The 16398-nt window shown below is 56.7% G+C and carries 21 protein-coding genes, 2 tRNA genes and 1 pseudogene; 9 read left to right on the top strand and 15 right to left on the bottom strand.

The genetic code is table 11. The features are described 5' to 3' along the window. The first annotated feature begins 270 nt into the window (after positions 1-270). A tRNA-Leu gene (locus tag ACM62Q_RS05550) sits at positions 271-355 on the top strand. A gap of 232 nt (positions 356-587) precedes the next feature. Here ACM62Q_RS05550 and ACM62Q_RS05545 read toward each other — a convergent pair. Next, positions 588-827 (bottom strand): annotated as a pseudogene (locus ACM62Q_RS05545) (ISAs1 family transposase); the annotation flags it as partial. Positions 828-1016: 189 nt separating this feature from the next. On the opposite strand from ACM62Q_RS05545, the gene ACM62Q_RS05540 reads away from it, so the two are divergent. Continuing rightward, on the top strand, positions 1017-1256 hold the full coding sequence (locus ACM62Q_RS05540) for a hypothetical protein (RefSeq protein ID WP_415034400.1): 240 nt from the start codon (positions 1017-1019) through the stop codon (positions 1254-1256). Between the two features lie 153 nt (positions 1257-1409). Here ACM62Q_RS05540 and ACM62Q_RS05535 read toward each other — a convergent pair whose 3' ends face one another. The 3 genes from ACM62Q_RS05535 to ACM62Q_RS05525 form a co-directional block, all read right to left on the bottom strand. Then, the gene (locus ACM62Q_RS05535) at positions 1410-1532 is read right to left on the bottom strand and encodes a hypothetical protein (protein ID WP_415034398.1); all 123 of its coding nucleotides are present in this window, start codon (positions 1530-1532) and stop codon (positions 1410-1412) included. Positions 1533-1628: 96 nt separating this feature from the next. Beyond that, a complete protein-coding gene (locus ACM62Q_RS05530; RefSeq protein ID WP_415034396.1) occupies positions 1629-1838 on the bottom strand; it encodes a DUF3460 family protein in 210 nt (69 codons plus the stop codon). A gap of 46 nt (positions 1839-1884) precedes the next feature. Then, the gene (locus ACM62Q_RS05525) at positions 1885-2118 is read right to left on the bottom strand and encodes a DUF3567 family protein (RefSeq protein WP_415034394.1); all 234 of its coding nucleotides are present in this window, start codon (positions 2116-2118) and stop codon (positions 1885-1887) included. A gap of 204 nt (positions 2119-2322) precedes the next feature. Here ACM62Q_RS05525 and ACM62Q_RS05520 point away from each other — a divergent pair, with 204 nt between their 5' ends. From ACM62Q_RS05520 to ACM62Q_RS05500, 5 genes are all read left to right on the top strand, one after another. Next, positions 2323-3960: a tetrathionate reductase family octaheme c-type cytochrome gene (locus tag ACM62Q_RS05520; RefSeq protein WP_415034392.1), complete on the top strand. Its 1638-nt coding sequence runs from the start codon at positions 2323-2325 to the stop codon at positions 3958-3960. After that, the gene (locus ACM62Q_RS05515) at positions 3957-4574 is read left to right on the top strand and encodes a cytochrome b/b6 domain-containing protein (protein WP_415034390.1); all 618 of its coding nucleotides are present in this window, start codon (positions 3957-3959) and stop codon (positions 4572-4574) included. Before ACM62Q_RS05520 ends, ACM62Q_RS05515 begins: the two co-directional genes overlap by 4 nt. A 262-nt stretch (positions 4575-4836) precedes the next feature. Further along, positions 4837-5463, top strand: a complete 627-nt coding sequence (petA, locus tag ACM62Q_RS05510; RefSeq protein ID WP_415034388.1) for a ubiquinol-cytochrome c reductase iron-sulfur subunit — start codon at positions 4837-4839, stop codon at positions 5461-5463. 35 nt (positions 5464-5498) lie between these two features. Next, on the top strand, positions 5499-5888 hold the full coding sequence (locus ACM62Q_RS05505) for a NifB/NifX family molybdenum-iron cluster-binding protein (RefSeq protein WP_415034386.1): 390 nt from the start codon (positions 5499-5501) through the stop codon (positions 5886-5888). Further along, on the top strand, positions 5885-6274 hold the full coding sequence (locus tag ACM62Q_RS05500; RefSeq protein WP_415034384.1) for a DUF6858 family protein: 390 nt from the start codon (positions 5885-5887) through the stop codon (positions 6272-6274). The genes ACM62Q_RS05505 and ACM62Q_RS05500 overlap by 4 nt, the downstream gene beginning before the upstream one ends. A 138-nt stretch (positions 6275-6412) precedes the next feature. Here ACM62Q_RS05500 and ACM62Q_RS05495 read toward each other — a convergent pair whose 3' ends face one another. The 5 genes from ACM62Q_RS05495 to ACM62Q_RS05475 form a co-directional block, all read right to left on the bottom strand. Then, positions 6413-8245, bottom strand: a complete 1833-nt coding sequence (locus ACM62Q_RS05495; protein WP_415034382.1) for a putative bifunctional diguanylate cyclase/phosphodiesterase — start codon at positions 8243-8245, stop codon at positions 6413-6415. Beyond that, positions 8242-8787, bottom strand: coding sequence for a dihydrofolate reductase (locus ACM62Q_RS05490; RefSeq protein WP_415034380.1), 546 nt, complete (start codon positions 8785-8787; stop codon positions 8242-8244). Before ACM62Q_RS05490 ends, ACM62Q_RS05495 begins: the two co-directional genes overlap by 4 nt. Beyond that, on the bottom strand, positions 8766-9122 hold the full coding sequence (locus ACM62Q_RS05485) for a dihydroneopterin aldolase (protein ID WP_415034378.1): 357 nt from the start codon (positions 9120-9122) through the stop codon (positions 8766-8768). The genes ACM62Q_RS05490 and ACM62Q_RS05485 overlap by 22 nt, the downstream gene beginning before the upstream one ends. A gap of 298 nt (positions 9123-9420) precedes the next feature. Beyond that, positions 9421-9497 (bottom strand) — tRNA-Arg (locus tag ACM62Q_RS05480). Between the two features lie 146 nt (positions 9498-9643). Further along, positions 9644-9916: a hypothetical protein gene (locus ACM62Q_RS05475; protein WP_415034376.1), complete on the bottom strand. Its 273-nt coding sequence runs from the start codon at positions 9914-9916 to the stop codon at positions 9644-9646. 74 nt (positions 9917-9990) lie between these two features. Between ACM62Q_RS05475 and ACM62Q_RS05470 the strand changes: the two genes are divergently transcribed. Together ACM62Q_RS05470 and ACM62Q_RS05465 are read left to right on the top strand one after the other, a co-directional pair. Further along, positions 9991-10815 (top strand): class I SAM-dependent methyltransferase, encoded by an 825-nt coding sequence (locus tag ACM62Q_RS05470; protein WP_415034374.1) that lies wholly within the window; start codon positions 9991-9993, stop codon positions 10813-10815. Between the two features lies 1 nt (position 10816). Further along, positions 10817-12742, top strand: a complete 1926-nt coding sequence (locus ACM62Q_RS05465; RefSeq protein WP_415034372.1) for a peptidase U32 family protein — start codon at positions 10817-10819, stop codon at positions 12740-12742. A 109-nt stretch (positions 12743-12851) separates the two neighbouring features. On the opposite strand, the gene ACM62Q_RS05460 is transcribed toward ACM62Q_RS05465, so the two are convergent. The 6 genes from ACM62Q_RS05460 to ACM62Q_RS05435 all read right to left on the bottom strand — a co-directional run bounded on the left by ACM62Q_RS05460 (position 12852) and on the right by ACM62Q_RS05435 (position 16344). Next, positions 12852-13373 carry an OmpA family protein gene (locus tag ACM62Q_RS05460; protein WP_415034370.1) on the bottom strand — a complete coding sequence of 174 codons (522 nt, stop codon included), beginning with the start codon at positions 13371-13373 and terminating at the stop codon, positions 12852-12854. 33 nt (positions 13374-13406) lie between these two features. After that, complete coding sequence (locus ACM62Q_RS05455; RefSeq protein ID WP_415034368.1) at positions 13407-13958, bottom strand: YaeQ family protein; 552 nt, start codon at positions 13956-13958, stop codon at positions 13407-13409. A 51-nt stretch (positions 13959-14009) separates the two neighbouring features. Beyond that, positions 14010-14849, bottom strand: coding sequence for an HDOD domain-containing protein (locus ACM62Q_RS05450; RefSeq protein ID WP_415034366.1), 840 nt, complete (start codon positions 14847-14849; stop codon positions 14010-14012). After that, the gene (locus ACM62Q_RS05445; protein WP_415034364.1) at positions 14849-15175 is read right to left on the bottom strand and encodes a hypothetical protein; all 327 of its coding nucleotides are present in this window, start codon (positions 15173-15175) and stop codon (positions 14849-14851) included. The genes ACM62Q_RS05450 and ACM62Q_RS05445 overlap by 1 nt, the downstream gene beginning before the upstream one ends. 161 nt (positions 15176-15336) lie before the next feature. Continuing rightward, a complete protein-coding gene (locus ACM62Q_RS05440) occupies positions 15337-15939 on the bottom strand; it encodes a NapC/NirT family cytochrome c (RefSeq protein WP_415034362.1) in 603 nt (200 codons plus the stop codon). A gap of 51 nt (positions 15940-15990) precedes the next feature. Continuing rightward, on the bottom strand, positions 15991-16344 hold the full coding sequence (locus ACM62Q_RS05435; RefSeq protein ID WP_415034360.1) for a c-type cytochrome: 354 nt from the start codon (positions 16342-16344) through the stop codon (positions 15991-15993). Between the last annotated feature and the right edge of the window lie 54 nt (positions 16345-16398).

Raw genomic sequence — 16398 nt, 5'->3', positions numbered from 1 at the left:
CATTTCCGTCAAATCATGTCGCTGTGCCGGCCCCGTGCGCGGATCCGGCAACTCGGCAAAGGCTTCCGTCAGTGTCATTTCTACCCCCGACAAAAATCGAGAGTAGACCCGATTTGCCCAAGGTCCACAAGCCCCTGTCATAACCGATTGATTGTGAACGACTTTCTTTTAGGGTTTACGACATCTGCGTATGCGATAGCTCTGCTCCGGCAAGCATCCCGTATACCCAAGCCGCCCCGACTCCGCTAGAATCGCGCCTCCATCGCCGCTGCCCGGGTGATGAAATAGGTAGACATACCGGACTTAAAATCCGGAGCCGAAAGGCGTACGGGTTCGATTCCCGTCCCGGGCACCACCGTTCTTTTGCGATATTTCCCCGAGCGGAAAAACTTTGCAAAAACAACGCAGCCCCATGTGTTGGATGGCCGGCATTTCTTCCAGAAAGAAAAGTTGTGCAACATGCGCTACCCACGTTCTACCCACGGGATTACGCATGGCTTCAATCACCCCGCACTCTCGCGGAAGATAGCGGGCGCAGGTTTATGTGCACGGCACAAGGGATGCACAGCGGGGCAATCGTATAAAAATCACGCCAAGCCGAGTAGCTGAGCGCGGTAGAGGTCAGAGGTGGCGGCGATAAGCCTTCTGGCCTTGATGCCGCCCTTGCGTTTGATGGGGTCGAGGCGAATGATGTTGAGGGTGATGCGCTTCAAGACGGCGAGGTTGTGAGCGGCATAGCCGGTGCGGGCGCGCATCTGGTCGTCGGCGAAGGCCACATCCATGCACCAATGCAGGCTGTTTTCGACAGCCCAATGTGCCCGCACCTCTCGTGCAAGCGCTCCAGCTTCTGATCGCGAGCGTCTTCTGTGCCCATCTCAATTCATGAGCAGAACGCCCAGAAAATTCATTTTCCATTTTTCCTGATCAGCAACAAAAAATGTTTTTTCCATGTTGACTTATGACCATGGCAAGCATACTGTTAGCCCTGCTTCATTTTTATCATTTCAGGAGGGGTTATGGAATCGAAAACCAGGGGTAGAACGCCGAAGAAAAGATTAAAAAATACGCCGCGCAAGAAAGTGGAGTACATCGCCGGAGCGCGTTTCAAAGATAACCAAACGCAGCTGTTTTACGTTCGCAACGCCAACGACATGGAAGATGCGCGGCGCATGGTCATTGATGAGGTCGGCCGTGAAAATATTCGCTGCCTGTTAATTGCCGAACGTGATCACGACGACGCTTGTGTAGCAGATTAACCTATTGCACCAGCATATCCGTACAAGCGCCCTGGACGCATTCCAAGAAAAAACCGGCTCTATAAAAGACAGCCGGTTTTTTTTATTTCACCATGACGCGCCACTCCCGCATAAAAGCTAACGAATGCTGACAACCGCGCGCGGCACTGGCCCTCAGGCGCGGCGCTTCAGCGGCTGCACTACCGCTTCCAGACGCTGACGCTCGAGCATCACCTTGCTCGAATAGCGTTGTTCGGCATCGTTGATCGCTCTGCCAAACTGCTGCAAACCCGGCACCAGACCGCACTAACCACTTCGTTCGCAATGATCAATTTTTTCTCGCGTCAACAAAAAACCGGCGCCAGCGCCGGTTTTTTGTTGACGCGAGAAAACTCACTCGCCGAAAAAATTCACATCGTAAGGATAGGCTTTCTGCGCCACCTTGGATTCGGCGTTGCGCGCCGTGGTATCCACGTCTTGTTTCTTGTCCCACCACAGGGCGCGGCCTTCTTTCTGGCTTTCGACCCAAGCCGGATTTTTTTCCAACTGCTCGTTCATCCAGCGTGTGTGGTCCGAGACATAGCCACTATCAACGACACCCATGTTTTCCTCGCTCGTCAGCAAAAATAATGCGCGTGATTCTAACACGTCAATGTAGGTGTATCGGCGTGGCGCTGCCGCTGCAATAGGCATCGAGAAATTCGTCGATGGTTTCCATATCGCGCCGCCCGGCGGGGATCTGGTTGATCGCCGCCTCGAAACAATCACCTTCGACACCGTGCAAGAACAGCATGCGGCCGCTGGTTTTATCCACCAGCTCAAACCCCTGGCACACCGGGTACGCCAGCACGGAAAAATGTTCGCTGTTATAGACGACGTTCATGGCTGCACTCCTACGCTTCTTGCGCACGCCGCGCACGAACTCATTTACGGCCGTGGGGCAATTTTTTCAAGGCTTGCAATGAATTGATACAAATCATTGCAGAACATCAACAGATACTTATAATTCGGCACACAACAAGCCTGCGACAGCGGCCCATCCGGTTTGGGGAAACTGGACGCCGCAGACAACCACATCGGAGACAACATGAAGATTCATGTATCGATGGTCGCAGCGCTGTGCCTGGCGCTTTCCTTGCCGCCCGCCGAGGCCAGGGAACTGCCGACCGTACCACAGGCAGGCAAGGCCGCACCGGTCAAACGCGAAGCCACCACCGACCATAGCAAGCTGGAGGCGCTAAAAGGTCCGTTCAAGAGCGGCCCGGAAGTCACCAAAGCCTGTTTGAGCTGCCACAACACCGCCGGCCACCAGGTGATGAAAAGCATCCATTGGACCTGGGAAGCGAAGAACCCGGCGATTGACAAAACGCTCGGCAAGAAACTCGTCGCCAACAATTTCTGCGGCTCCATCCTCTCCAACGAAACCCGCTGCACGAGCTGCCACGCGGGCTATGGTTGGGTGGATCAAAACTTCGATTTCAGCAACCAGGACAACGTCGACTGCCTGGCCTGCCACGACACCACCGGCACCTACAAAAAATTTGGCACCAATGCCGGCCATCCGCTCTACGAAGACCTGGATGGTTTCGAGCCGATGGAAGGCCCGCCCGGCAAAAAATCCTTCAAAGCCCCCGACCTGACCAAGATCGCCCAGCACGTCGGCCAGCCGGGGCGCGGCAACTGCGGCAACTGTCACTTCAACGGCGGCGGCGGCGATGCGGTCAAGCATGGCGACCTCGATTCCTCGCTGAAAGAGCCGTCCAAGGAACTCGACGTACACATGGCGAAGGACGGTGCCAACATGGTCTGTTCCGACTGCCACACCTTCAACAGCCACCAGCCCTCCGGCAGCCGCTACGCCGCCACGGCGAAAGACCCGCATGGCCTGGATTTACCGAAAAACGACCACAACAAGGCCACCTGCGAATCCTGCCACAGCGGCGCACCGCACCAGGAGGCAGGGCTCAACATGCATACCGGCAAACTCGCCTGCCAAAGCTGCCACATCCCGGAGTTTGCTCGTGGCGGTGTCGCCACCAAGACTTTGTGGGACTGGTCGACCGCCGGCAAAAAAGACGCCGACGGCAAGCCCCTGTTTATCAAGGATGACCACGGCCACTTGAAATACTCCGCCGCCAAGGGTGATTTTGCCTACGGTGAAAACGTGCGCCCGGAATACAAGTGGTACAACGGCGTGGTGCATCAACTGACTTTCACCGACAAGATCGACGACACGAAAATCCTCGAACTCAATCGCGTCGAAGGTTCGGCCAAAGATCCGCAGGCCCGCATCTGGCCGTTCAAGGTGATGCGCGGCAAGCAGGCTTACGACACCGAAAACAAGACCTTGGTGGTCAATCACGTCTATGGCGACGACGATACCGCGCTGTGGAAGAACTACGATTTTTCCAAATCGATCCAGGCCGGCATGGATTACGCCGGGCTGCCCTACAGCGGCAAATTCGGTTTCATCGAAACACGCATGAACTGGTTCATCACCCACATGGTTGCCCCCAAGGACAAAGCCGTACCCTGCGCCGAGTGCCACATGCGCGGCGAAGAAGGCCGGCTGGCGGCGATTACCGATGTGTATCTGCCGGGCCGCGACAGCAACCGCTGGGTCGATCTGTTCGGCACCATCGCCATCGTCGGCGCTATCGGCGGCAGCCTCATCCACGGCCTGATCCGCATCTTCACCCGTCGCCGCAAGGAGAATTCACAATGAGCGCCAATCGCATCTACATCTACAAACGCTACGAGCGTTTCTGGCACTGGTCACAGGCGCTGTTGATCATCATAATGATGATTACCGGCTTTGAGGTGCACGGCAGTTACCACCTGCTGGGTTTTGCCCAGGCAGTGCACTGGCACAGCCTGGCGGCCTGGACCTTGCTGACCATCTGGGCCTTCACCATTTTCTGGCAATTCACCACCGGCGAATGGCGGCAATACCTGCCCACCTTGCAAAACATCCCGCAAATGATCCGCTTTTACGCTTACGGCATCTTCAAAGGCGAGCATTCGCCTTATCACAAGACCGTGCAAAACAAACACAACCCCTTGCAACGGGTGACTTACCTCGCCCTGCTGGCGGTGATCTCGCCGTTGATCTGGGGTTCCGGCCTGCTCTACCTGTTCTACGCCAATTGGGCGGATTTCGGGCTGGATCAGTACCTGAGCCTGGAATGGGTGGCCGTGGCGCATACGCTGGGAGCCTTCCTGATTACCGCCTTCTTCTTCGTGCACGTTTATCTGACCACCACCGGCCACACCGTTTTTGCCCACATCAAAGCGATGATCACCGGCTGGGAAGAAATCGAGGACAGCGGCAAACATTAAAAACAGCAATTTTCCTGGCGAACTTGGGCAGGCTGCGGTCTGCCTTTTTTTTGCCTATAAATTTTGAAAATTTCTACGACAAAAGCCGCCATGCCAAATTTGACAACAAAGACAATAATGACTGCCAAATACACAATGAAAACCCTGCGCAAACAAAATTTTCTTTATTATCAAAGCATTACTTAACTTATTTTTTGGCACGACTTTTGATTATCTCTACCATTGCTTGCCATTTACCGCCGCTCGCTTTTGAGGAAACGCCATGTCTCAATGTCTTTGCCAAGGCCAATCATTTTCTGCCTGCGCTACCGACACCCATCGTCGCCAATGGATCATGGCGACGGCAGGCGTGGGCGGCGCAATAGGTTTCATGGCGCTGACGCCCTTTGTCTCCAGCCTCTTGCCTTCAGAGCGCGCTTTGGCCGCCGGCGCACCGGTGGAGGTTGATATCGGACGCCTGCCGCCGGGCGAAATGATGATCGTCGAATGGCGCGGCAAGCCGGTGTGGATTCTCAATCGCACGCCAGAAATGCTCGCTGCCCTGAAAAAAGCCGAACCCATGCTCGCCGACCCTGCCTCTGCCGTCATTTCGCAACAACCGGAATACGCCGCCAACCCGACGCGTTCGCGCGTGCCGGAATTGCTGGTGGTGATTGGCATTTGCACCCACCTGGGTTGCTCGCCGTCCAACGCCTTTACCCCGGGCGACCCCGCGCTGGGCGCTGACTGGCCAGGCGGTTTTCTTTGTCCGTGCCACGGCTCCACCTTTGACTTTGCCGGGCGCGTGTTCAAAAACAAACCCGCCCCGACCAATCTGGAAGTCCCGCCCCACCGCTACCTGAGCGACAGTCGCCTGATCATCGGCAGCGACGAAAAAGAAACCGCTTAACGCCCTCCTCCCCTCCCCAAGCCCAACAGAACACCATGCGCATCGCCATTACCAGCCAAAATCGCCGCAACATTACAGAACATGCCGGCAAGTGCCGCAAATTCTGGATTTATGAGGTCAAAGATCATGCCATCTGCGAAAAAACCCTGCTCGAACTCCCGCTCGAACAAAGCCTGCACGCGCAGCGACCAAACTTGCCGACCGCCTTGGCAGGCATCAATGTTTTGATCAGCGCCAGCATGGGCCGATCACTTTACCTGCGCCTGCGCGAACAAGGCGTTTTGCCGCTCATCGCCTGCGAGGACGACCCCGATCTCGCCGTGCGCGATTTTTTGTCCGGAAAATTACTCACCTGCAGCCCAAACGCGCCGCACGCCCATCCTTCCCACGCAACCCACCACGACCACGACGAAAGCACCACATGAAGCAGACTTTGCTCAACGACAAATACCCGGTTTTTTCCCTGGAAATTCGCAAAAGCGAAACCCGCTATCCGACGCTTGAGGCCTTGATCGATTACTTCAAAGAAAAAATCGCCGAAAACCCCAAGGTGCACTTTCTCGGCGTTTTCGACCATTTTGCCCACACCAGCAAAATCGGCGGCGAGATCATGCCCGGTCTGCTTGGCGCAGTCGATATCATCTTCTGTTTCGGCTTCGCCATTCCCAACCCACAGGTACTGGCCGTGCGCCCGCGCGCCATCGGTATTGCCGACCTGGGCGAGCGTTTCGTGATCAGCTTCATGGAAGCCCCCATGGTGCCGGCCAACCAAGCCATGACCGCCTGGGTGACAGGTTTGCAAGACGGCTGAAAACGCATGCGCCACAAGCTGCTGGCGCGGCGCAATCATTTCATTTGAGAGAAAGCCTTATGCCTGCCGGAGCGCTTCGGCAGGCTCAGGGCGCGCGAGCCCGTGCGTGACGAACGATGCATCGGCCACCGCCCAGCGTCAAGAACGCTCCTGGATATAGCGAATAACTTCATCTGCCGGCAGGGGCCGGCTGAAATGGTAGCCCTGCACCAGCTGGCAACCACGCTGTGCCAGATAATCGAATTGCGCCTGGGTTTCCACACCTTCGGCGACCAGCACCAGATTCAAGGCATGCCCCAGACCGATCGTGGCATCACAGATCACCTCACCGTCGCCGCCTTGGCCGATTTCATGCACGAAAGAGCGGTCCAGCTTGAGTTTGTCGAGGGCAAACAAACGCAAATAAGCCAATGAAGAATAGCCGGTGCCAAAATCATCGAGCGCCACCTGAATTCCCATGGCGCGCAGCTTGTCGAGTATCTCGATGGTTTCTTCCGGCTGCGCCATGGCTACCGACTCGGTAATCTCGAAAATCAGCCAGGACGGATCGAGTCCATAGCGTTCGATCAGGCTTTCTGCCCGATCCAATAGCTCTGCACTGCGCATTTGCGCCGCGGAGATGTTGATCGCCATTTTCAGTTGCGCCAGACCCAGCCGACGAAATTCCGCCAGTTGCCGGCAAGCTTGCGCCATAACCCAGGCACCGAGCACTTCGATCAAGCCCGTTTCCTCGGCCACGCCGATGAACACGCCGGGCGGCAACAAGCCACGCGTTGGATGCTGCCAGCGTACCAAAGCTTCCACGCTGGAAACCGCACCACTTGCCACGTCGATAACCGGCTGAAAATGCAGTACAAATTCATCGGCGGCCAGCGCCAAGCGCAAGGCGTGCTCGATTTCCAGACGCTCCAGCGCCACACTATTCATGCCCGCATCGAAAAAACGGAAATTGTTGCGCCCGTCCGCTTTCGCCTGATACATCGCGGATTCGGCATTTTTCAGCAAGCTTTCACGGTCTTTCCCGTCCCCGGGAAAAACCGCCACACCGATACTGGGCGTTGCATACAAACTGTGCTCGCCCAGGACATACGGTGCCCCCAGCGCGCTCACGATTTTTTCTGCCACCTGCCCCGCCGCATGGCCGGGCGTCAATCCCGCCAGAACGACGACGAACTCATCGCCGCCCAGGCGTGCCACCAGATCACTCGCCCGCACCAGCTCGCGCAAACGCCGGCTAACGCCGATCAGCAACTCATCGCCCACCGCATGCCCCAAGGTTTCATTGATGACCTTGAAGCGATCGAGATCGATGAACAGTAGCGCCACCTCCCGCTTCTCCCGGCGCGCCATGCTCAACACATGGTCGAGACGATCATCCAGGCTAAAACGATTGTTCAGGCCGGTCAGCATGTCATGGTGGGCGATGTACTCCAGACGCGCCTGCGTCGCTTTCTCGCTGGAAATATCCTTGAAATTGGCGATGTGATAACGCACCGCCCCGCTTGCATCGCGCAGCACGGAAATCGCCAAGAGCTTGGGATATACCGCACCGTCTTTGCGGCGGTCCCAAATTTCACCCTGCCAGCGGCCGTCTTCTCTCAATGCCGACCACAAGGCTTTGTATTCTTCGCGACTGGTGCGCCCAGACGAAAGCAGGCGCGGGTTTTTCCCCAGCACCTCGGCTTTCTCGTAGCCCGTCAACACGGAAAATGAAGGATTGACATCGAGGATGCGGTTATCGGCATCGGTAATCATCACCGCTTCGCCACTATGGTCAAACACCTGATGCATCAAGCAATGGCGCTCTTTCAGGGCATTTTCCCGGCGCTGCAGGACAAACCAAACAACCCACACGCAGCCCAGCGACAGCCCCCAGGCGAGGGCGAGCGGCAAAACTTCTTGCCAGTACAGAAAAAACGCGGCCAAAGGTAAAACGAAAGCCAGCCAGCCCCAAAGAAAATCCGGTTTCATAAAGACGAATCTCCCGCCAAGGGGCGCGGTGCATCTTGTTCATACACCGTAAACCGGCAGCGCACCGGCTGCCCACTGTGGCGCTCCAGGTAGTTTTCCTCGTGTTGCCTGCAACGCCGCCAGGTCGGCACGGGAATATGCGCCGGAAATAAGGTATCTCCGGCGAATTCGGCTTCGATATGGGTCAGATAAAAATAACGACAGTAAGGCCAGGCGACAGCATAAACTGCCGCACCGCCGATGATGAAAACCGGTTTGCCCGTCGCACAGGCCGCGCGCAGCGCGCTTTCAATGTCGCCGAAACGCTGGCAACCAGGGCGCAAAACCAAGTCGGCATCGCGCGATAAAACAAAAGAGTCTTCCGGCACTGACGGCATCGAGGCATAGGTCAGCCGCCCCATGACCAGGGCTGCGCCGGCGACAGTGCGTTCAAAATAAGCGAGTTCTTCGGGAATATCCCAGGGCAGCCAGTTATCGCGCCCGAGCATGCCGTTCGCAGCCACGGCACCGATCGCCGCAATCATCGGGCGTGACGCAACCACTGCTCGCGCGTCAGGGAAAGGGTAATCGCAGGAATCGCCTGCCCTTTATACACATGGGGTTTTTGCATTTTCACCGTCGCCGCACTCACCGGCGCAATAGAAAAAATCGCCGCCATCAATTCAAGTATGCTCGACTCCAGGCACTCGCAATGCCCGTTATCCTCGAGCTTACGAATCGCCAGAAAAATCACTTCGTAATTGATGACTTCATCGATGCTGTGCGGATTATGGATTGCCTCGATGGGTGCCCAGGCATCCACGTGTACCGCAACCGCTTGTGGCCCGTGTTTTTCCAGATGGTGACAACCTGTCCGTAACTGGATCGTTGCATCCACCGAAGCACACCAATGACCGTCCCGCACGCCGATTCACCTTGAATTTGTAAAGGCGCTACCTTAGCAGAGCGCGCCGCCCTGCCGCAAACGAAAAACGCCAGAAAAAATCGGCGCAATCGGGATAGGGGCGGTCACAAACGAGGCCGCAAAGTTCGAGGCGCAGTCCTGAATCAGATGGGGACAATTTGGGGACAGTGAGAGCCGGAAAAGGCAATTTCCAGGGCTCTTTGATTGCCAAAAACATAAAAACAAAAACCTCAGAAAGCCTTGTCTTGCAAGCGTTTCGAGGGTTTTTAAATGGTGCACCCGGAGGGACTCGAACCCCCGACCTGCCGCTTAGAAGGCGGCTGCTCTATCCAGTTGAGCTACGGGCACTGTGCGGTGTTTATGGCGTCTGACGCGAAGTTTGCGCAGTCTACCGCAGAAATAAAAAACCCTGAAACGCAAGACGGGCGCATTGCGCGCCCGTCGTTTTTTTCAGACAGTCTATTTTCGATAGGCTGTCGGCGAGAGGTTTTTGTTTAGTGCACCAAACTTGCCGAAAACACGGCCCGGGTTTTTTCGGAGAATTGGAATTCGCTAAAAGTGCGTTCGATTTGTTCATCGTTGGAACCAACGTCAGCAAAAGAGATGCCGATGCTCTTGCCGTTGGCGGCCAGCGTCTGGAAGGCGTAGCGCCAGCGCTGGGCTTCGGCCAGGCGTTCGCGCAGTTCAGCCTCATTGGAAATGACGATGCCCGCTTTTTTCAGGGAATCCAGGAACTGTTCGAAAGATTCGTTGCTCAGACTGCCCATTTTATGTCTCCTAGACGGTGGTTCAATGAGTGGCGGAAACCCCGCCTCGCCTGACACCATGCGATAATCGTGCCATGTCTAAAAAAACACCCGATCTTCCGCCTGAAATTCGCCCTGGCCAATCGCTGGAGCTGCTCAAAGAACTACACATCCTGACCCGGGACGGCAAGCTCAACCAGGACAGCCGGCGCAAACTCAAGCAGGTGTATCACCTGGCGCAGTTCATCGAACCACTGCTCGATGGCCTGCACACCTTGGTCGACCACGGCGCGGGCAAATCCTATCTGGGCTTCATTCTTTATGATTTGTTTCTCAAAACGCGCGCAGAAAGCCGCGTCATCGGCATCGAAAGTCGCGCGCAACTCGTTGAAAAATCGCAAGAATTGTCTTCCCGATTAAATTTTACTCGGATGCAGTTTTTGGCTTGCACAGTTGAAGAGTCGCTCCATTCAACTGCCCTGCCCGCCCAGGTCGATGTCGTTACTGCCTTGCACGCCTGCAATACGGCAACCGATGATGCGATTCGCTTTGCCCTGCAGCGCGAGGCCCGCCATATCGTGCTCGTGCCCTGCTGCCAGGCCGAAGTTGCAGCCACCTTGCGCGCGGAGAAAAACGCCGCCTTGTCGCAGACGCCGCACTCTGAACTCTGGCGCCACCCCATCCACACCCGTGAATTGGGCAGCCATTTAACCAATGTGCTGCGCTGTTTGTTGCTGGAATCCCACGGTTATGCGCTGACCGTAACCGAATTGGTTGGCTGGGAGCATTCGATGAAGAACGAACTGATCATTGCCAGCCGCCGCAGCAACGCCAAACCACGCCAGAACGCCCGCGAGCGGGCAGAAGCGATTTTGCGCGAATTCCATCTCGAAACCCTGGCCCCGCGCTTCATTTACTGACATGACACCCCTGCTAACCCCTGCCGCTCGCCCACTCGAGCTCCTTGCCCCGGCCAAAAATGCGGTTTTCGGCCAGGAAGCTATCAAACATGGTGCCGACGCAGTCTATATTGGCGGCCCGGGATTCGGCGCACGCTACGGCGCGGGCAATTCTGTCGCCGAAATCCAACAGCTCGCCACCTACGCGCACCGCTTCCATGCCAAGGTATTCGTCGCGCTCAACACCATTTTGCACGACAGCGAGCTGGAAGCCGCCCAGCGGCTCACCTGGCAGCTCTATGACGCCGGCGCAGACGCGCTCATCATTCAAGACATGGGTTTGCTGGAAATGGATTTACCGCCAATTCAGCTACATGCCAGCACGCAAACTGACATTCGTCATCCCGAAAAAGCGAAATTTCTCGCCGACGTCGGCTTTTCCCAGATCGTTCTGGCGCGTGAAATGAGCCTGACGGAAATCCGCGCCATTTCCGCACAAACACCGGTGGCACTGGAATATTTCGTGCATGGCGCACTGTGTGTCGCTTTTTCCGGACAGTGCTATATCAGCCATGCCCACACCGGGCGCAGCGCCAATCGCGGCGAGTGTTCGCAAGCCTGCCGCCTGCCCTACACGCTGGTGGACGACAAGGGCAAGGTGCTCAGTGAGAATCAACATTTGTTGTCGATGAAGGACAACAATCAGTCAGAAAACTTACTCGCCCTGATCGAAGCAGGCGTGAGCTCCTTCAAAATCGAAGGCCGCCTGAAAGACTTGGCCTACGTCAAGAACATCACCGCCCACTACCGTATGTTGCTCGACGAGATCATCGCCACGCATCCCGACGAATATCGTCGCGCTTCCAGCGGGCGTTCGAGCTTCACCTTCACGCCGCAACCGGAAAAAACCTTCAATCGCGGTTACACCGACTACTTCGCCCAAGGTCGACAAGACGATATCGGTGCCTTCGACTCTCCCGCCTTCGTGGGCGAGGCGGTGGGTGAGGTCGAGGAGATCGGCGAGGGCTGGATTCGCATCGCGAGCGACGCCGCTTTCCATAACGGCGACGGTCTGTGCTTTCACGACGCACACGGCGAGGTACAGGGGATGCGAGTCAACAAAGTGGAAAGCGAGGCAGCAGGCCAGCGGCTGCACCTGGCGCAATTTCCGGAAGATCTGGACCTGGGCGTCACCCTCTTTCGCAACCGCGACCAGCTTTTCGAGCGGACGCTGGAGAAGGACTCCGCCGAACGCCTCATTGCCGTGAAAATCGAATTTTCCGAAACTCCCGAGGCTTTCGAACTCAAGCTTTGCGATGAAGACGGTCTGTGCGTTAACGCAACGTTGAATAAAGATGGGCACAGCGGCATCGAGCGCGCACAAAACCCGGCAGCCGCCCGTAACAAGCTGGAAGAAAACCTCACCAAACTGGGCGGCACACTCTTGCACGCCGCCAGCCTCACACTGAAACTGCACGACGACTGGTTCTTCCCGGTCGGCCGCATCAACGCGTTACGCCGGGAAGCCGTCGATCTGCTGCTGGCCAGGCGCATCGCCCAACACCCCCGCCCCACCCGCCGTGCGCCCAGCGCTGCACCCGCCCTCTACCCCCAGGATGAGCTGAGCTATCTCGGTAACGTCTTCAACGCCAAAGCCCGCGCCTTTTATGAAAAACACGGCGTGCGCCTGATCGACGAAGCCTATGAAGCCGGCGCGGAAAAAGGCATGGTGTCGCTGATGATTACCAAGCACTGCCTGCGCCACAGCTTCAATCTATGCCCCAAGGAGGTCAAATACCTCAAACCTGACCCCATGACGCTGATGAACGGCAAGGAAAAACTCATCCTAAAATTCGACTGCCAGGCTTGCGAAATGCACGTCATCGGCAAGATGAAAAAAGGGGTAACGCTCCATCTTGGCCTTACCAACGCCCAGCCTTGCGGCTGAAAATGGCCGTAACGCCGCCCCGGGCGGGCTGCAAGCTTTATCGAGGCTGACCCATCAAGGCAAAAAAATGGCGCATCGCAGGATACGCCGTTTTTTTACACGACAATTTTTACTGCACGCGCACTTCCACGCGCCGGCCTTCGGCGGCATCGCCACTGCCCAAGGTCGACTCCGGGCGGCGGAATTTGATCTGCTCGAGCGCCACCCCACCAGCCACCAGCGCATCGCGCACGGCGACCGCGCGGGCCTTGGCGATGCGGGCATTCACCGCAGCATCGCCGGATGCATCATGAAAGCCCGACAAAAGCACGATGCCGTCGGCCTTGCCCGCCAAAGCTTCCGTGACTTGCGCCACGATGGCTTGATCCGCCGCATTCAGACTGGACGAACCCAGATCGAAATACACCTTGGCCAAGGCTTCGCCGACGGCCTCGATCTCGACGATTTCAATATCGATTTCCGTTGCAGAGGGCACACTTGCAGCAGCACTTACTTGCGCAACGGTCGGCGCGGCCGACTGTTTGGCTTTCCAAATACCCAAACCAGCCACCAAGGCGATTACGCCAAAAATGACGCCGGCCAGCACACCAAATACCACCCCTTGTGTTTCGTTTTCGTCTTGCGAAGACATGGATTTGCCCTTTGTTCGATGGAAACTGCGATTCTATCCCGCAAATGGGCGCAACAGTGTTTCAAGTGTCATTTCCACACTCCTCGCCCCTTGCGCCAGCCATACCGTGCCTTCTTGTATCGTGCATTCCAGCGCCATGTTGCGCGCAGCCAATGCTGCCATCGCCTCGCCATCTTCGGCGGACAAACGCAGCACGGTAAGATTACGAAAACGCGCCAGATCAGGGGCAATCTGTTCCCACCAGACATCCACAGCACGCCCGCCGTAAGCCAGCACCACAGCATTATCTGAGCGCTGCGCGCCTTTGCGGATGCGGCTCAAGTCCGGCTGCCCGACTTCGATCCAATCGCGCAACACGCCGCCCGCATCGACCGCCTGCAGCGCGCATTCGTCGTCGCTCGACAAGCCTTTGCCAAAGCTCAGATCTGGACTGGCGAACAGCGCAAAAGCCAAAATGCGCACCATCATGCGCAAATCGTTTTCCGAAGGGTGGCGCGCCACCGTCAGCGCATAATCCGCAAAATGCCCGCGATCGAGGTCGGAAACCGTAAGATTGAGTTTGAAAATCGTTGCTTTGAGTGCCATTGTTCTTTTCTTGGCTGACTTATCCAGAATCTGGGCGGACCAGCCGAAATTTCAATCAAAAAACCGCCCTAAATGCCGCACGCGCGCTTCAATGCGGCCAAACAGAAAACTCATGTCCTGGCTCCAATCCAGACCCAACAGGGCACAAGCTTCTGCCGACAGATGACGCACGCGAGCGCGCCCATGGCTGGCAAGGTTGAGGGCATTGGCCAGCACTTCGCCAACGTGCGTCGCAGCCGCCAGTTTATCGAGCGGCGGCTCCGGATCGTGATGATGCGCCACGGCCAGAATAAGCGGCTCTGGCAATTCCCAGGCACGCGCCAACACGGCACCAATCCAGCAATGATCGACACCAAAATGCCGGCGTTCGGCGGCGATGATGTCCAGGTTCGGATCGGCCCCCATGCTGTTACGCACCATCTGAAATTCCAGCGGCTGACAGCGCGCCATCCAGAGCGCCCCAATGTCGTGCAGCAGGCCGCATACCAGGGCAATATCGGCGGAAAATTGCCCGACTCTCGCCAATTCCTGTGTCGCCACGCCAACCGCCACGCTATGACGCCAGAAATTGCGGTCCATGCGACAAACGCGCGAAAACTCGGCAATGCTCACGGTGAGCACGATTTCGCGTAATTTGGCCATGCCGATCAGGGACAGCGCCACCTGAATATCGCGCACTTCACGCCGCCCCCGCCCGGCCGCTGCGGCGGCATTGGCAAACGAAAATACGCGCGCGGTAATCACGGGATCCTTGCTAATCAGATCCGTCAAGGAAGAAAGGCTCGCCGCCTCGTCGTCCAGGGTGCGCAACACATCCTTGACCACGGCCGGAAAAGCCGGCAACAAGGCAGCCCGCTGAATCACCTGCTCGGGTAGTAAGTGCAAGGGCATCACAGGCTCCGGTAGGCCAGTACCGCTGCGTGCAAACCGGCTAGGGCTGGCGCGCTCAAATCGGCATGGGCAAACACCTCGTCCAGGCGTTCAGCTTCCGCCGCCAGCTCGGCACTGCGTTCGTCCTCGGTACGCAAATCCGTTTCGCTGACACAGACAAACTCCACCTGGCGCAAACGCATCTGGCGCAAATTGGTTTCCGTCAGCGCGTGGCCGGCGGGCAAGGTGAAATCGATCACCCCTTGCTTGGCCACCACCAGCGGCTTACCCAGCAACATACCCTCAGCGACCTCGGCCATGGATAAAAAACGCAAACGCTCTGACATATTTGATCTTTATTTCATTCCTGACATACCGCATCCTAACGGCTGGCTTGGAAAGGTCAAGTCAAACCAGGACGAAACTGACTTTTATCAGAAAAGCGCAGAAAACAAGTGTAAAAAACCCGGCCGAGGCCGGGTTGCGTGATCAGGAAACTAGGCGACGATCACTCCTCTTCTTCGTCTTCCTCGAATTCATCCGGCAGACGGTGGGCAATGCCCTTGTGGCAATCGATGCAGGTTTTTCCTTCCGCTTTCGCCGCCATGTGTTTCTTGTACGGCGTCTTGCGCTGCAATTCTTCGCTCATCGCATCGAAATTGTGGCAGTTACGGCATTCACGCGAATCGCTGCTCTTCATGCGTTCCCACTCGCGGGTCGCCATTTCCATGCGGTGGCCGGTGAATTTTTCCTTGGTATCGATCACCCCGGTGATCTTGCCCCAGACTTCCTTACTCGCCTTGATTTTGCGAATGATCTTATGCGTCCAGTCCTTCGGCACATGGCAATCAGAACACACAGCGCGCACGCCGCTACGGTTCTTGTAGTGGATGGTTTCCTTGTATTCGACATAGACGTTGTCACGCATCTCGTGGCAACCGATACAAAAATCCATCGTATTGGTCGCTTCCATCCCCGTGTTGAACGCGCCCCAGAACAGGATGCCGGAGAAAAAGCCGACAACCAGCAAGGTCAGCAAGGAATATTTGACGCTGGGCCGGCGCAAGGCTCCCCAGCAGCGGCGCAAGGCGCCTTGGTTTTCTTGATTCATTTAGCCCCCCAGGCTTTTTTGGTGCCCCGCCCGGCGGGGCACCGGGCTGTCTTACAGCGACAGAATGTACTGGATCAGGTTCTTGATCTGAGCCTCATCCTTGGCCGGCGTGGTTTTCACCACCTTGTGTTCTTCTTCCGAACCGTCGGAAAGCTTGACCTTGGGGGCTGACGTCAGGTGGGTGAGAAGTTTCGCTTCAGAATCGGCCTTGCCTTTGAACTTGCCGGCAATTTTTTTGAAGGACGGACCATCTTTGTCTTTGTCCATACCGTGGCACTGGGTGCACTTGTTCTGCTTCATCAAATCCTTGGCCGTGGCTTCGTCAAAAGCTTGCGCCCCGGTGGCAAACAAAGCGGCGGCGGTACCGGCCAGCAAAACGGAGGTGATCTTGTGCAGTTTTTTCATTTCTCTCTCCCGAAAATAACGACCGAGCACCGGCTCGACCTTGGGCTGCATTTT

The organism is Azonexus sp., from assembly GCF_047638095.1.
Lineage (GTDB): Bacteria > Pseudomonadota > Gammaproteobacteria > Burkholderiales > Rhodocyclaceae > Azonexus.
This window is presented reverse-complemented; position numbering and strand designations above follow the sequence as displayed.

What these genes read in the sequence shown, in the direction of transcription:
- ACM62Q_RS05500 (WP_415034384.1), top strand. Translation starts at nt 5,885, where the DNA reads ATGAAGCAGACTTTGCTCAACGACAAATACCCGGTTTTTTCCCTGGAA.
- ACM62Q_RS05520 (WP_415034392.1), top strand. Translation starts at nt 2,323, where the DNA reads ATGAAGATTCATGTATCGATGGTCGCAGCGCTGTGCCTGGCGCTTTCC.
- ACM62Q_RS05455 (WP_415034368.1), bottom strand. Translation starts at nt 13,958, where the DNA reads ATGGCACTCAAAGCAACGATTTTCAAACTCAATCTTACGGTTTCCGAC.
- ACM62Q_RS05445 (WP_415034364.1), bottom strand. Translation starts at nt 15,175, where the DNA reads ATGTCAGAGCGTTTGCGTTTTTTATCCATGGCCGAGGTCGCTGAGGGT.
- petA (WP_415034388.1), top strand. Translation starts at nt 4,837, where the DNA reads ATGTCTCAATGTCTTTGCCAAGGCCAATCATTTTCTGCCTGCGCTACC.
- ACM62Q_RS05475 (WP_415034376.1), bottom strand. Translation starts at nt 9,916, where the DNA reads ATGGGCAGTCTGAGCAACGAATCTTTCGAACAGTTCCTGGATTCCCTG.
- ACM62Q_RS05525 (WP_415034394.1), bottom strand. Translation starts at nt 2,118, where the DNA reads ATGAACGTCGTCTATAACAGCGAACATTTTTCCGTGCTGGCGTACCCG.
- ACM62Q_RS05530 (WP_415034396.1), bottom strand. Translation starts at nt 1,838, where the DNA reads ATGGGTGTCGTTGATAGTGGCTATGTCTCGGACCACACACGCTGGATG.
- ACM62Q_RS05495 (WP_415034382.1), bottom strand. Translation starts at nt 8,245, where the DNA reads ATGAAACCGGATTTTCTTTGGGGCTGGCTGGCTTTCGTTTTACCTTTG.
- ACM62Q_RS05515 (WP_415034390.1), top strand. Translation starts at nt 3,957, where the DNA reads ATGAGCGCCAATCGCATCTACATCTACAAACGCTACGAGCGTTTCTGG.
- ACM62Q_RS05465 (WP_415034372.1), top strand. Translation starts at nt 10,817, where the DNA reads ATGACACCCCTGCTAACCCCTGCCGCTCGCCCACTCGAGCTCCTTGCC.
- ACM62Q_RS05435 (WP_415034360.1), bottom strand. Translation starts at nt 16,344, where the DNA reads ATGAAAAAACTGCACAAGATCACCTCCGTTTTGCTGGCCGGTACCGCC.
- ACM62Q_RS05440 (WP_415034362.1), bottom strand. Translation starts at nt 15,939, where the DNA reads ATGAATCAAGAAAACCAAGGCGCCTTGCGCCGCTGCTGGGGAGCCTTG.
- ACM62Q_RS05470 (WP_415034374.1), top strand. Translation starts at nt 9,991, where the DNA reads ATGTCTAAAAAAACACCCGATCTTCCGCCTGAAATTCGCCCTGGCCAA.
- ACM62Q_RS05460 (WP_415034370.1), bottom strand. Translation starts at nt 13,373, where the DNA reads ATGTCTTCGCAAGACGAAAACGAAACACAAGGGGTGGTATTTGGTGTG.
- ACM62Q_RS05450 (WP_415034366.1), bottom strand. Translation starts at nt 14,849, where the DNA reads ATGCCCTTGCACTTACTACCCGAGCAGGTGATTCAGCGGGCTGCCTTG.
- ACM62Q_RS05540 (WP_415034400.1), top strand. Translation starts at nt 1,017, where the DNA reads ATGGAATCGAAAACCAGGGGTAGAACGCCGAAGAAAAGATTAAAAAAT.
- ACM62Q_RS05505 (WP_415034386.1), top strand. Translation starts at nt 5,499, where the DNA reads ATGCGCATCGCCATTACCAGCCAAAATCGCCGCAACATTACAGAACAT.